At 69.0% G+C, this 12,912-nt stretch carries 11 protein-coding genes; 10 read left to right on the forward strand and 1 reads right to left on the reverse strand.

Features of this window, described 5'->3' with window-relative positions; translation table 11 throughout:
* Positions 1 to 121 precede the first annotated feature (121 nt).
* The 9 genes from ABZ707_RS13665 to ABZ707_RS13705 all read left to right on the forward strand — a co-directional run bounded on the left by ABZ707_RS13665 (position 122) and on the right by ABZ707_RS13705 (position 10,137).
* Positions 122 to 1,048, forward strand: a complete 927-nt coding sequence (locus ABZ707_RS13665) for an ABC transporter permease (RefSeq protein WP_360173831.1) — start codon at positions 122 to 124, stop codon at positions 1,046 to 1,048.
* Positions 1,041 to 2,009, forward strand: a complete 969-nt coding sequence (locus ABZ707_RS13670) for an ABC transporter permease (RefSeq protein WP_360172780.1) — start codon at positions 1,041 to 1,043, stop codon at positions 2,007 to 2,009. Before ABZ707_RS13665 ends, ABZ707_RS13670 begins: the two co-directional genes overlap by 8 nt.
* An 11-nt stretch (positions 2,010 to 2,020) precedes the next feature.
* Positions 2,021 to 3,079 (forward strand): ABC transporter ATP-binding protein, encoded by a 1,059-nt coding sequence (locus tag ABZ707_RS13675; protein ID WP_360172783.1) that lies wholly within the window; start codon positions 2,021 to 2,023, stop codon positions 3,077 to 3,079.
* Positions 3,072 to 4,232, forward strand: a complete 1,161-nt coding sequence (locus tag ABZ707_RS13680) for a dipeptide ABC transporter ATP-binding protein (RefSeq protein ID WP_360172786.1) — start codon at positions 3,072 to 3,074, stop codon at positions 4,230 to 4,232. Before ABZ707_RS13675 ends, ABZ707_RS13680 begins: the two co-directional genes overlap by 8 nt.
* A gap of 177 nt (positions 4,233 to 4,409) precedes the next feature.
* Positions 4,410 to 6,056 (forward strand): ABC transporter substrate-binding protein, encoded by a 1,647-nt coding sequence (locus tag ABZ707_RS13685; protein WP_360172789.1) that lies wholly within the window; start codon positions 4,410 to 4,412, stop codon positions 6,054 to 6,056.
* A 115-nt stretch (positions 6,057 to 6,171) separates the two neighbouring features.
* Positions 6,172 to 7,095 carry an ABC transporter permease gene (locus ABZ707_RS13690; RefSeq protein WP_360172792.1) on the forward strand — a complete coding sequence of 308 codons (924 nt, stop codon included), beginning with the start codon at positions 6,172 to 6,174 and terminating at the stop codon, positions 7,093 to 7,095.
* Complete coding sequence (locus ABZ707_RS13695; protein WP_360172795.1) at positions 7,088 to 8,080, forward strand: ABC transporter permease; 993 nt, start codon at positions 7,088 to 7,090, stop codon at positions 8,078 to 8,080. Before ABZ707_RS13690 ends, ABZ707_RS13695 begins: the two co-directional genes overlap by 8 nt.
* Before the next feature lie 13 nt (positions 8,081 to 8,093).
* Positions 8,094 to 9,068, forward strand: a complete 975-nt coding sequence (locus ABZ707_RS13700) for an ABC transporter ATP-binding protein (protein ID WP_360172798.1) — start codon at positions 8,094 to 8,096, stop codon at positions 9,066 to 9,068.
* A complete protein-coding gene (locus ABZ707_RS13705; protein ID WP_360172801.1) occupies positions 9,061 to 10,137 on the forward strand; it encodes a dipeptide ABC transporter ATP-binding protein in 1,077 nt (358 codons plus the stop codon). Before ABZ707_RS13700 ends, ABZ707_RS13705 begins: the two co-directional genes overlap by 8 nt.
* A gap of 160 nt (positions 10,138 to 10,297) precedes the next feature.
* Here ABZ707_RS13705 and ABZ707_RS13710 read toward each other — a convergent pair whose 3' ends face one another.
* Complete coding sequence (locus ABZ707_RS13710) at positions 10,298 to 12,478, reverse strand: prolyl oligopeptidase family serine peptidase (protein ID WP_360172804.1); 2,181 nt, start codon at positions 12,476 to 12,478, stop codon at positions 10,298 to 10,300.
* Between the two features lie 157 nt (positions 12,479 to 12,635).
* Between ABZ707_RS13710 and ABZ707_RS13715 the strand changes: the two genes are divergently transcribed.
* Positions 12,636 to 12,830, forward strand: coding sequence for a hypothetical protein (locus ABZ707_RS13715; RefSeq protein ID WP_030352924.1), 195 nt, complete (start codon positions 12,636 to 12,638; stop codon positions 12,828 to 12,830).
* Positions 12,831 to 12,912 lie beyond the last annotated feature (82 nt).

Below are 12,912 nucleotides of genomic sequence, written 5' to 3' on the forward strand. Positions count from 1 at the left end.
CGCCCCCGCGGGGGGTGGCGGCACCGGTCCGCAGGCGTAGGCCCCGGGACTTTCTCCCCCACACCCCGGGGCGGAGAAAACGAGGAAGGCCATCGCCGACCCCTCACGGCATGGAGGCATGATGGGGCGCTACGTCGCCAGGCGACTGCTCCAGATGATCCCGGTTTTCATCGGGACCACTCTGATTATTTTCCTCATGGTCCACATTCTTCCGGGTGACCCCATCCGGGCGATGTGGGGAGACAAGGCGGCAGACCCCGCACAGGTCGCGTCGCTCCGCCATGAGTTCGGGCTCGACCAGCCCCTGTGGAAGCAATACGTCGACTACATGGGCAATCTCTTCCAGGGCGACTTCGGTCAGACCTTCGGTGGCCGCGCGGTCATCGACGAGATGTCCGAGTCCTTCCCGGTGACGCTGCGGCTCACCGCGGTCGCCATGATCATCGAGATCATCGTGGGCATCGGCCTCGGCGCCTGGGCGGGCCTCAAGGCCGGCAAGGCCGCCGACACCGGCGTGCTGATCTTCACCCTGATCGTCATCTCGATCCCGGTGTTCGTGCTCGGCTTCCTCGCCCGCTTCGTCCTCGCGGACGAACTCGGCTGGGTGCCGCCGAACGTCCAGGACTCGACGAACTTCGGGCAGTTGTTCCTGCCGGGGTTTGTCCTGGCGATGCTCTCCATGGCCTATGTGGCACGACTGACCCGTACGACGTTCGCGGAGAATCTGCGCGCCGACTACATGCGGACCGCGATGGCCAAGGGCCTCCCGCGCCGCCGTATCGTCGGCGTCCACCTGCTGCGCAACTCGCTCATCCCGGTCGTCACCTTTCTCGGCACGGATGTCGGCGGTTTCATCGGCGGCGCCGTTGTCACCGAGGGCATCTTCAACGTCCAGGGTGTCGGCAACCTTCTCTACAAGGCGCTTCAGCAGCGCGAGGGCTCCACGATCGTCGGTGTGGTCACGGTCTTCGTCCTCGTCATTCTTGTGATCAACCTGATCGTCGACCTGCTGTACGCGGTCCTGGACCCGAGGATCCGGTATGCCTGACGTGATCAAGACCAAGACCGAAACAGTCGTCGACGCCATCGCTCCGCCGGAGGCCGACGCGGCGGCGGTGTCGGCCGCGGGCCACAAGGAGCAGGGCAAGCCCCGCAGCCTCTGGGGCGACGCCTGGTACGACCTGCGTCACCGCCCCATGTTCTGGATCTCCTCGATCCTGCTGCTTCTGCTGCTGATCGTCGCGGCCTTCCCGGGCATGTTCACCAGCGTCGACCCGCGTTCCGGCGACCTGACCAACCACTTCCTGACCAAGCCGGCACTGGGGCACATCCTCCAGCCGGACTGGTTCGGTTACGACGGCCAGGGCCGCTCGATCTATGCACGTGTCGTCTACGGCACCCGGGCCTCGATTCTGGTGGGTGTCGGCGTCACCGCGCTGGTGACCCTGCTCGGCGGTCTGCTGGGCATGCTCGCCGGTTACTTCGGCGGCTGGCTCGACTCCATCATTTCCCGGATCACCGACATCTTCTTCGGCATCCCCTTCCTGCTCGGTGCCATGGTCGTCCTGAACGCCTTCACCGAGCGCAAGGTGTACGTCGTCATCCTGGCCCTCGCCTTCCTGGGCTGGACCTCGATCTGCCGGGTGATGCGCTCGTCGGTGATCACCGCGAAGCAGGCGGACTATGTGACGGCGGCCCGCGCCCTCGGCGCGGGCACCCCCCGGATCCTGTTCCGCCATGTCCTGCCGAACGCGCTCGCCCCGACCATCGTGGTGGCGACGATCGCGCTGGGCGGCTACATCTCCGCCGAGGCGACGCTGTCGTTCCTCGGCCTCGGACTGGCCGACCCGACGATCTCGTGGGGCATCGACATCGCCCAGGGCAGCAAGGACATCCGGGACAACCCCCATGCCCTGTTCTTCCCGGCCGGCGCGCTCAGCCTCACGGTCTTCGCGTTCATCATGCTGGGCGACGCGGTACGCGACGCGCTCGACCCGAAGTTGCGCTGAGGAGGGCGTACGTGACCATCATCGAAGAAACATCAAGTGTCCCGGCGCCCCGTGCGGGCGGCCCGGCCTCCGGACCGCTCCTCGAAGTCCGCGATCTCCACGTGGAGTTCCACACCAGGGACGGCGTCGCCAAGGCCGTCAACGGCGTGAACTACAGCGTCAACTCCGGCGAGACCCTCGCGGTGCTCGGTGAGTCGGGCTCCGGCAAGTCCGTGACGGCCCAGGCCATCATGGGCATCCTGGACATGCCGCCCGGCAAGATCCCGCAGGGCCAGATCCTGTACCGCGGTCAGGACATGCTGACCATGAGCTACGAGGAGCGGCGCAAGATCCGCGGCCAGAAGATCGCCATGATCTTCCAGGACGCGCTCTCCTCGCTCAACCCCGTGCTCTCGGTCGGCTACCAGCTCGGTGAGATGTTCCGGGTCCACCAGGGACTCTCCAAGAAGCAGGCCAAGGCCAGGGCCATCGACCTGATGGAGCGGGTGAAGATCCCGGCCGCCAGGGAGCGGGTCAACGACTACCCGCACCAGTTCTCGGGCGGTATGCGCCAGCGCATCATGATCGCGATGGCGCTCGCCCTGGAGCCGGACCTGATCATCGCGGACGAGCCGACCACCGCGCTCGACGTGACCGTCCAGGCCCAGGTGATGGATCTGCTGGCGGAGCTCCAGCGCGAATTCAACATGGGGCTGATCCTGATCACCCACGACCTCGGCGTCGTCGCCGATGTCGCGGACAAGATCGCTGTCATGTACGCGGGCCGTATCGTCGAGACCGCGCCGGTGCACGAGCTGTACAAGCGCCCGGCCCACCCGTACACCCGCGGACTGCTGGACTCGATCCCGCGCCTGGACCAGAAGGGCCAGGAGCTCTACGCGATCAAGGGTCTGCCGCCCAACCTGCTCAAGATCCCGGCCGGCTGCGCGTTCAACCCGCGCTGCCCGATGGCGCAGGACATCTGCCGTACCGAGGTCCCGGCGCTGACACCGGTGACCGAGCAGGACGGCAGCGAGCTGCCCGGCCGCGGCAGCGCGTGCCACTTCTGGAAGGAGACGATCCATGGCTGAGCTCAACAAGGCGGACGCGACGCCGTCCGAGCTCGCCGGTGCCACCCCGAACGTCACCGAGGTGGAACTGGTCGACGCGGCCTCCGAGAGCGCGGCGGTCGCCGCGATCGAGGCGCCGGTCGAGCGTGGAGAGCCGATCCTCCAGGTCCGCAACCTGGTCAAGCACTTCCCGCTGACCCAGGGGATCCTCTTCAAGCGCCAGGTGGGCGCGGTCAAGGCCGTGGACGGGGTCTCGTTCGACCTGTACCAGGGCGAGACGCTCGGTATCGTCGGTGAGTCCGGCTGTGGCAAGTCCACCGTCGCCAAGCTGCTGATGACGCTGGAGCAGGCGACCGCCGGCGAGGTCTTCTTCAAGGGCCAGGACATCACCAAGCTGTCCGGGCGCGCGCTGAAGGCGGTCCGCAGGAACATCCAGATGGTGTTCCAGGACCCGTACACCTCGCTCAACCCGCGTATGACGGTCGGTGACATCATCGGCGAGCCCTTCGACATCCACCCCGAGGTGGCTCCCAAGGGCGACCGCCGCCGCCGGGTGCAGGAACTGCTCGATGTCGTGGGTCTCAACCCGGAGTACATCAACCGGTATCCGCACCAGTTCTCCGGCGGTCAGCGCCAGCGCATCGGCATCGCCCGGGGGCTCGCGCTCAACCCCGAGATCATCATCTGCGACGAGCCGGTCTCGGCGCTGGACGTCTCCGTCCAGGCGCAGGTCATCAACCTGATGGAGAATCTGCAGGACGAGTTCAACCTCTCCTACATCTTCATCGCGCACGACCTGTCGATCGTCCGGCACATCTCGGACCGGGTCGGTGTGATGTACCTCGGCAAGATCGCGGAGATCGGTACGGACACCCAGATCTACGACCACCCGACGCACCCCTACACCCAGGCGCTGCTGTCGGCGGTCCCGGTGCCCGACCCCACGGCGCGCGATCACCGCGACCGGATCATCCTCAGCGGCGATGTCCCGTCGCCGGCGAACCCGCCGTCCGGCTGCCGCTTCCGCACCCGCTGCTGGAAGGCACAGGAGCGGTGCGCCACGGAGGTGCCGCTGCTGGCGATCCCCGAGCGCTTCAAGGACTCGGACGGTCAGGTCGCGCACGAGTCGGCGTGCCACTTCGCCGAGGAGAAGGACGTCGTCCACGCGGCGTGATCCCTGTCTCGTGCCCGCACGAGTACGCGCGAGCGGCGCCCGGACCTTCTGGTCCGGGCGCCGCTCCGTGTCCGGCGTACGCGCGGTGCGTACATCCAGGGGACGCGGCGCCCCCGCGGACGGGACGGCTGAGCGTGTTACGCGCTGACCAGCACGATGTCGGATTACATAAGACAAATGGTCCGAGGGCGCACATCCACGCACCGGGCCACGGTTGTCGGACGGGCCGCGTGCCTGTCGGCCGTGGCCCTCGCCGTGACGGCCTGCGGGGGCGGCGCCGTCGTCACCGGCGGTCCCGACGGTGTGGTGCGCTCCTCCTGGGGCGATCCGCAGAACCCGCTGGAACCCGCGAACACCAACGAGGTCCAGGGCGGCAAGGTCCTCGACATGATCTTCCGCGGGCTGAAGAGATACCACCCGGAAACCGGCCGGGCCGAGAACGCGCTCGCCGAGCGGATCGACAGCCGGGACGCGAGAAACTTCGCGATCACCGTCAGGGCCGGATGGACCTTCAGCAATGGCGAGAAGGTCACCGCGAGGTCTTTCGTCGACGCCTGGAATTACGGCGCGGACCTCCGGAACAACCAGAAGAACTCCAGCTTCTTCCAGTACATCGACGGTTATGACAAGGTCCATCCGGAATCGGGCCGGCCCACCGCCCGGACAATGTCCGGACTGAGCGTCACGGGCGAGAGGACCTTCACCGTCAGGCTGGCGCAGCAGTTTTCGAGCTGGCCCGACACGCTGGGATACGCGGCCTTCGTGCCGCTGCCCCGGATGTTCTTCGACGACCACGCGGCCTGGCTCGCCAAGCCCGTCGGCAACGGCCCTTACACGGTGGAGAGATACATCAGGGGATCGCAGATGTCGCTGCGTACCCGTAAGGGCTATCCGGGCACCGAGAAGGTGCGTAACGGCGGAGTGGACCTCATGGTCTACACCGACAGCAACACCGCCTACACCGATCTGGTCGCGGGCCATCTCGATCTCGTCGACGACATCCCGGCCGCGCAACTGAGGAATGTCAGGGGCGACCTGAGCGGGCGGTACATCAACACCCCGGCCGGCATCATCCAGACCCTCGCCTTTCCCTACTCCGACACACGCTGGAACACGCCGGGCGCGGCCAAGGTGCGCACCGGCCTCTCCATGGCGGTCAACCGGAAGCAGATCACCGAGACGATCTTCCGGAACACCCGGACACCGGCCACGGACTGGACCTCCCCGGTCCTCGGCGCCGACGGCGGCTACCGGGCCGGGCTCTGCGGCCGGGCCTGCGTCTTCGATCCGGCCGCGGCGAAAAGGATGATCCGGGCGGGCGGCGGCATCCCCGGCGGCCGGCTCACCATCTCCTACAACGCCGACTCCGGCTCCCACAAGGAATGGGTCGACGCGGTCTGCAACAGCATCAACAACTCGCTGGGAAACGACCGGGCGTGCGCCGGCCGGCCGATCGGCACCTTCGCGGACTTCCGCAACCAGATCGGCCAGAGGAAACTCACCGGGCCGTTCCGGGCGGGCTGGCAGATGGACTATCCGCTGATCCAGAACTTCCTCCAGCCGCTCTACTACACCAACGCCTCGTCCAACGACGGCAAGTGGAGCAACGCCGAGTTCGACCGGCTCATCAACGAGGCCAACGCGGAATCCGAGGCGAAGCAGGCGGTACGGAAATTCCAGCAGGCCGAGGACGTCGTACGGGACCAGATGGCCGCGATCCCGCTCTGGTACCAGAACGGCAGCGCCGGTTATGCGGACCGGATCTCCGGGGTCGCGCTGAACCCGTTCAGCGTCCCCGTCTACAACGAGATCAGGGTCCGCTGATGCGGGAGCGAGGACGGCCCGGCGCCCGCCCCCGCCCCGGGCCCGGCACTTTCACCGGCACCGCGCCCGGAGGGCCGAATCCGCGTCCCGACGACCACGATCTCCGGAGCGCCTCATGGGACGTTATGTGATCCGGCGGCTGCTGCAGATGGTCCCCGTCTTCGTCGGCGCCACCCTGCTGATTTTCCTCATGGTCAATGTGATGGGCGACCCCGTCGCGGGGCTCTGCGGGGACAAGCAGTGCGATCCGGCGACCGAGGCCCGGCTGCGGGGCGAATTCGGCCTCGACCAGCCGGTGTGGCGCCAGTACCTCACCTATATGGGCCATGTGTTCTCCGGCGACTTCGGCACCGCGTTCAACGGGCAGAAGGTCATCGACCTGATGGGTGACGCCTTCCCGGTGACCATCCGGCTGACGATCGTGGCCGTCGTCTTCGAGATCGTCATCGGGGTGAGCCTCGGAGTGATCACGGGACTGCGCCGGGGCCGCCCCGCCGACACGTCCGTACTGCTGCTGACGCTGGTGGTCATCGCCGTCCCGACCTTTGTCACCGGTCTGCTGGCACAGCTCGTGTTCGGCGTGGAATGGCGGCTCATCGGGCCCTCGGTCTCCTCCGCCGCGACGGTCGACGAGCTGATCGTGCCCGGCCTGGTGCTGGCCTCGGTCTCCCTGGCGTATGTCACCCGGCTGACCCGTACCTCGATCGCCGAGAACGTCCGCGCCGACTACGTCCGCACCGCCGTCGCCAAGGGCCTGCCCAGACGGCGGGTCATCACCCGGCATCTGCTGCGCAACTCACTGATCCCGGTGGTCACCTTCATCGGTACCGACATCGGCGCGCTGATGGGCGGCGCCATCGTCACCGAGCGGATCTTCAACATCCATGGCGTCGGATTCCAGCTCTACCAGGGCATCCTGCGCCAGAACACCCAGACCGTGGTCGGTTTCGTGACCGTACTCGTCATTGTCTTCCTGGTCGCGAATCTGCTGGTCGACCTTGTCTACGCCGTTCTCGACCCGAGGATCCGGTATGCCTGAGCAGCAGCTCCCCGCACCCGGTCACCGGTCGGCAGCCGTGGCGCCGACCGGGGCCGGCGGCGCGATGGACCTCGCCGTCAGCGAGGGGGCCGCCCTGGAGCGGGGCCCCGGAGAACCGGGTGCGGGCGGGCCCGCCGGCAAGCCGCGCAGCCTCCGCTCGGACGCCTGGCGGGATCTGCGCCGGAACCCCGTCTTCCTTGTCTCGGGCCTTCTCATCGTCTTCCTGGTGGTCATCTCGATCCGCCCCTCGCTGATCGCGGGCGGCAATCCGCTCTCCTGCGATCTGGCGAGGGCCCAGGAGGGCTCCGGGCCCGGCCATCCCTTCGGCTTCAACGGCCAGGGCTGCGACGTCTACACCCGTACGGTGTACGGCGCCAGGACGTCGGTGGTGGTCGGCGTGTGCGCCTCGCTCGGTGTCGCGGCGGCGGGCTCGCTGCTGGGCGGGCTGGCCGGTTTCTTCGGCGGATTCTGGGACGCGGTCCTCTCCCGGATCACCGACATCTTCTTCGCCGTTCCGGTGGTCCTCGGCGGTCTGGTACTGCTGTCGGTGGTGACCGGTTCGACCGTCTGGCCGGTGATCGGCTTCATGGTGCTGCTCGGCTGGCCGCAGATCTCCCGGATCGCCCGCGGGTCCGTCATCACCGTCAAACAGCACGACTTCATCCAGGCGGCCCGGGCACTCGGCGCCTCCAGCACGCGGTTGCTGCTGCGGCACATCCTGCCCAACGCCATCGCGCCGGTGATCGTCGTGGCGACCATCGCGCTCGGTACGTTCATCGCGCTGGAGGCGACCCTCTCGTACCTCGGCGTGGGGCTCAAACCACCCACCGTGTCCTGGGGGATCGACATCTCGGACGCCTCCCCGTACATCCGCAACGCCCCGCACATGCTGCTCTGGCCGGCCGGCGCGCTGGCGGTCACCGTGCTCGCGTTCATCATGCTCGGCGACGCCGTACGCGACGCCCTCGACCCCAAGCTGCGCTGAGGAGCCGCGTCCCGTGTTGCTCGAAGTACGCGATCTGCGAGTGGAGTTCCACACCCGGGACGGCATCGCCAGGGCCGTCAACGGCGTCAGCTACGCGGTGGACGCGGGCGAGACGCTCGCCGTGCTGGGGGAGTCGGGTTCCGGCAAGTCCGTCACCGCGCAGGCCGTCATGGGGATCCTGGACACCCCGCCCGGCCGGATCACCGGCGGCGAGGTGCTCTTCGGCGGGAGGGATCTGTTCGGGCTCACGGCGGAGCGGCGACGGCGGATCCGGGGCGCGGAGATGGCGATGATCTTCCAGGACGCGCTGTCCTCGCTCAACCCCGTGCTCACGGTGGGTGCCCAGCTCGGCGAGATGTTCATCGTGCACCGGGGGATGTCCCGCAGGGAGGCCCGGGTGAAGGCCGTCGAGCTGATGGACCGGGTCAGGATCCCGGCGGCGCGGGAGCGGGTCGACGACTACCCGCACCAGTTCTCCGGCGGTATGCGCCAGCGCGTCATGATCGCCATGGCGATGGCGCTGGGCCCCTCGCTGATCATCGCCGACGAACCGACCACCGCCCTGGACGTCACCGTCCAGGCCCAGGTGATGGAACTGCTCGCGGAGCTGCGGCGGGAACGCGACATGGGGCTGATCCTGATCACCCACGATCTGGGAGTGGTCGCGGATGTCGCCGACCGGATCGCGGTGATGTACGCGGGCCGGATCGTGGAGACCGCGCCGGTGCACGACATCTACCGGGCTCCCGCCCACCCCTACACCCGCGGTCTGCTGGAGTCGATCCCGCGCCTGGACCGGAAGGGCCGGCAGCTCTACGCCATCAAGGGACTGCCGCCGAATCTGCTGGACATCCCGCCCGGCTGCGCCTTCCACCCGCGCTGTCCGCTGGCCAGGGACGTCTGCCGCGCCGAGGTGCCGCCGCTCTACGAGGTGGCGCCGGGCCGGCGCAGCGCCTGCCACTTCTGGACGGAGACGCTCGATGGCTGAGGCCATTCTGGAGGTGCGGGACCTGGTCAAGCACTACCCGGTGACCAGGGGCGTTCTCTTCAGGAAACAGATCGGGGCCGTGCGCGCGGTCGACGGGGTCTCCTTCGACCTGGCGGCCGGCGAGACGCTCGGGCTCGTGGGCGAGTCCGGCTGCGGCAAGTCGACCGTGGCGAAGCTGCTGGTCAATCTGGAGCGGCCGACGTCCGGCCGGATCCGCTACCGGGGCGACGACATCACCCGGCTGTCCGGACGCGCGCTGAAGTCGGTGCGCAGGAACATCCAGATGGTGTTCCAGGATCCGTACACCTCGCTGAACCCGCGGATGACGGTCGGTGACATCGTCGGAGAGCCCTACGAGATCCATCCCGAGGTGGCGCCCAGAGGCGACCGGCGGCGGCGGGTCCAGGAGCTGCTGGACGTGGTCGGCCTCAATCCGGAGTACATCAACCGCTATCCGCACCAGTTCTCCGGCGGCCAGCGCCAGCGCATCGGTATCGCCCGGGGCCTCGCGCTCCGCCCGGAGATCATCGTCGCCGACGAACCGGTCTCGGCCCTCGACGTCTCCGTGCAGGCGCAGGTCATCAATCTGATGGAGCGGCTCCAGGACGAGTTCGGCCTCGCCTATGTCTTCATCGCCCACGACCTCTCGATCGTGCGGCACATCTCCGACCGGGTCGCGGTGATGTATCTGGGACGGCTGGCCGAGACCGGTACAGACGCGCAGATCTACGGCCACGCCACACATCCCTACACCCAGGCGCTGCTCTCCGCCGCGCCGCTGCCCGATCCCGCGCTCCGCGAGCGCCGCGACCGGATCGTCCTGACCGGCGACGTGCCCTCGCCGGCGCGTCCGCCGTCCGGCTGCCGCTTCCGCACCCGCTGCTGGAAGGCGCGGGAGCGCTGCGAGGCGGAGGTGCCGGAGCTGGCGGTACCGGCGGCCTTCCGCGCCCGGACCGGGCCCGCCGCGCACCCGTCGGCCTGCCATTTCGCGGAGGAGCGGCGGATCGTGCCGGGTCCGGGGGCCGGTGCCGCGGAGGAGTGGCTGGATTCAGGAGACAAAAACGTATAAGTGGTGGCAAGGTCGTTAACACGGAGGCAACTTCGCGGACCCGTCACCGATATACGGACGCGTCAGGCTGTGGAGCGTACGGCCGTGCGGGTGCCGTGGACCGGCCGGGACTTACGAGTCCCGGCCGGTCGCCCGTGTGATGCCGGTCCCGGCGGGCCGCTCAGGACATCCCCAGCGACCGCTTGAGGAAGTCCACCTGGAGCAGCAGCAGGTTCTCCGCGATCTCCTCCTGCGGCGTCATATGCGTCACACCCGTGAGCGGCAGTACCTCATGCGGCCGGCCTGCGGAGAGCAGCGCTGAGGAGAGCCGCAGGGTGTGTGCCACCACCACATTGTCGTCCGCCAGACCGTGGATGATCATCAGCGGCCGGGCCGGGCTCTCCGGGGCCGAGAGCCCTTCGTCGGTGACGAGGGAGTTGGCGGCGTACACCTCGGGCGCCTCCTCCGGGGTGCCGAGATAGCGCTCCATGTAGTGGGTGTCGTAGAGCCGCAGATCGGTGACCGGGGCGCCCGCGACCGCCGCGTGGAAGACATCGGGCCTGCGCAGGACCGCGAGCGCGGCCAGATAGCCGCCGTACGACCAGCCGCGGATCGCCACCCGCCCGGTGTCCAGCGGAAACCGGCCGGCGAGGTCGCTCAGCGCCTCGACCTGGTCGTCCAGGGTGAGCAGCAGATTGTTCTTGACCGACTTCTCCCACGCGGGCGAACGGCCGGGGGTGCCCCGGCCGTCGGCGACCACGACCGCGAAGCCCTGGTCGGCGAACCACTGCGAGGTGAGGTGCGCGTTCTGCGCCGCGACCACCCGCTGGCCGTGCGGGCCGCCGTACGGGTCCAGCAGGACCGGAAGCGGGCCGTCCGTCTCCCGGTGGCCGGCCGGGAGCAGCACGGCGCACGGAATCCGGCGTGCGCCCCCTTCGGTGAGCCGCACGCGGGCTGTGAGCACCGGCTGCTCGGCGTACGAGCCGATGGTGACGGGTTCCCCGCCGTTCCCGTCCCCGCCGTCTCCGTGCTCGTCGGCTCCCGTGAAGACCTGTACCGACGATCCGGCGACGGTCGGCCTGGCCGAGACCAGCACCGTCACCGCGCCCGTACGCACGGCGGAGTGCACTCCCGCGCCCGCCGAGAACCGCTCGATCCCCAGCTCGCTGACCCGGTACACATGGATCTCGCCGGTCTCGGGATCCGCGGCCTCCTCGCCGGCCGACGCCGAGACCAGGATGTCGTGCTCACCGATGTCCAGCACCGAGCGCAGATGCAACTGGGGCCCGGTCAGCGGCCGGTCGCCGACCACCAGCACCCGGGCGCCGCCCTCGTCGGCGATCCGGACCAGGCGTCCGTCCGGCGCCCAGGCGGGCACCCCGGGGAAGAGTTCCAGCCACGCCGGGTCCTCGTCCTGGTGCACGGTCCTGGTCGCGCCGGTCTCCGTGTCCACCGCCAGATGGAGCTGGCCGCCCTGGTCGCGGCTCTGTACGAGCAGCAGCGGGGCGCCGGCCTCCGACCAGTGCACCCGGGCCAGATACGGGTGGCGCGCGCGGTCCCAGGTCACTTCCACCCGCGATCCGTCCAGGCCGACCAGGAACAGCCGCACCTCGGCGTTGGGCGTACCGGCCGCGGGATAGGCCACCCGGGCCGGCTCCCGGTCCGGGTGCGCGGGGTCGGAGATCCACCACCGCCGCACCTCGGCCGTGTCGACCCGGGCCACCAGCAGCCGGTCGGAGCGGGGCGACCACCAGTAGCCCCGGGAGCGGCCCATCTCCTCGGCGGCGACGAACTCCGCCAGCCCCCAGGTGACATCGGCGCTGTCGGCCTTCTCGGGGCCTGCCAGCTCCCGGTCGGCCTCTCCGTCCGCCCCGACCACGCGCAGCGCTCCCTGGGCCGCGTAGGCGATGTGCCGCCCGTCCGGAGAGGGGCGCGGGTCCAGCACCGGTCCGGGGACGCGCAGTTCGCGGGTCGTCCCGGCCCGCAGCTCGGCCGTGAACAGCCGTCCGGACAGCGGGAAGGCGGCCAGCTCGACCGCGCCGTCCACCGCGTAGCCGACGATGCCGGCGGACCCCTCACGGCTCCGCTCGCGCCGTGCCCGCTCCTCGGCGGAGAGCCGCTCGGCGGCGCCGCCCAGCAGCACCCCGGGGTCCGCGGCGATCCGCTCGCGCCCCTCGGCCGACGGCGAGCCGTCGAGATCGAGCACACAGAGGCGGTTCGCGCGGTCCGTCCCCGAGGCGGACCGGAGGAACACCACCCGTGCCCCGTCCGGCGACACCGTGAAGGCGCGCGGGGTGCCGAGGGTGAACCGCTGGGTCCTGGCGTACTGGCGCGGGAACGAGATCTGCTGCCTCAAGGTCATGCGACCGAACCTAGCGTCCGTGCGCCCCCGTGTGCTGCCGTGCACCGACGGATGCGCACGCACGGATAGTTATGATCCGTAGCGTTAGGTGGGTATGAATCTGCCGGCACATGCATGCTGCGTTTTCCCGACTGAGAATTTATGGAGGTGAACCGCCGTGGCACTCTCGATTTCGGCGGTGGTGCTGCTGGCGATCGTCGTCTTCCTGCTGGTCCGGAAATCCGGGCTGAAGGCCGGACACGCGGTGGTCTGCATGCTGCTCGGGTTCTACATCGCCAGTTCCTCCATCGCCCCCACCATCAGCGAACTGACCACGAACGTGGCGGGGATGATCGGTGGGATCAAGTTCTAGCCATTCTGCCGTCGACTATCAGCCAATCTTCACCGACCGGGGAGACCGGGGAGAGCCTCGTGCCGCCTCGTAGGCTGTCCCC

Source organism: Streptomyces sp. NPDC006923 (assembly GCF_040635655.1).
Lineage (GTDB): Bacteria > Actinomycetota > Actinomycetes > Streptomycetales > Streptomycetaceae > Streptomyces.

Bases quoted from the DNA above. Each gene is read 5' to 3' on its own strand.
- ABZ707_RS13695 (WP_360172795.1), top strand. From the start codon at position 7,088: ATGCCTGAGCAGCAGCTCCCCGCACCCGGTCACCGGTCGGCAGCCGTG.
- ABZ707_RS13705 (WP_360172801.1), top strand. From the start codon at position 9,061: ATGGCTGAGGCCATTCTGGAGGTGCGGGACCTGGTCAAGCACTACCCG.
- ABZ707_RS13690 (WP_360172792.1), top strand. From the start codon at position 6,172: ATGGGACGTTATGTGATCCGGCGGCTGCTGCAGATGGTCCCCGTCTTC.
- ABZ707_RS13685 (WP_360172789.1), top strand. From the start codon at position 4,410: ATGGTCCGAGGGCGCACATCCACGCACCGGGCCACGGTTGTCGGACGG.
- ABZ707_RS13665 (WP_360173831.1), top strand. From the start codon at position 122: ATGGGGCGCTACGTCGCCAGGCGACTGCTCCAGATGATCCCGGTTTTC.
- ABZ707_RS13710 (WP_360172804.1), bottom strand. From the start codon at position 12,478: ATGACCTTGAGGCAGCAGATCTCGTTCCCGCGCCAGTACGCCAGGACC.
- ABZ707_RS13680 (WP_360172786.1), top strand. From the start codon at position 3,072: ATGGCTGAGCTCAACAAGGCGGACGCGACGCCGTCCGAGCTCGCCGGT.
- ABZ707_RS13670 (WP_360172780.1), top strand. From the start codon at position 1,041: ATGCCTGACGTGATCAAGACCAAGACCGAAACAGTCGTCGACGCCATC.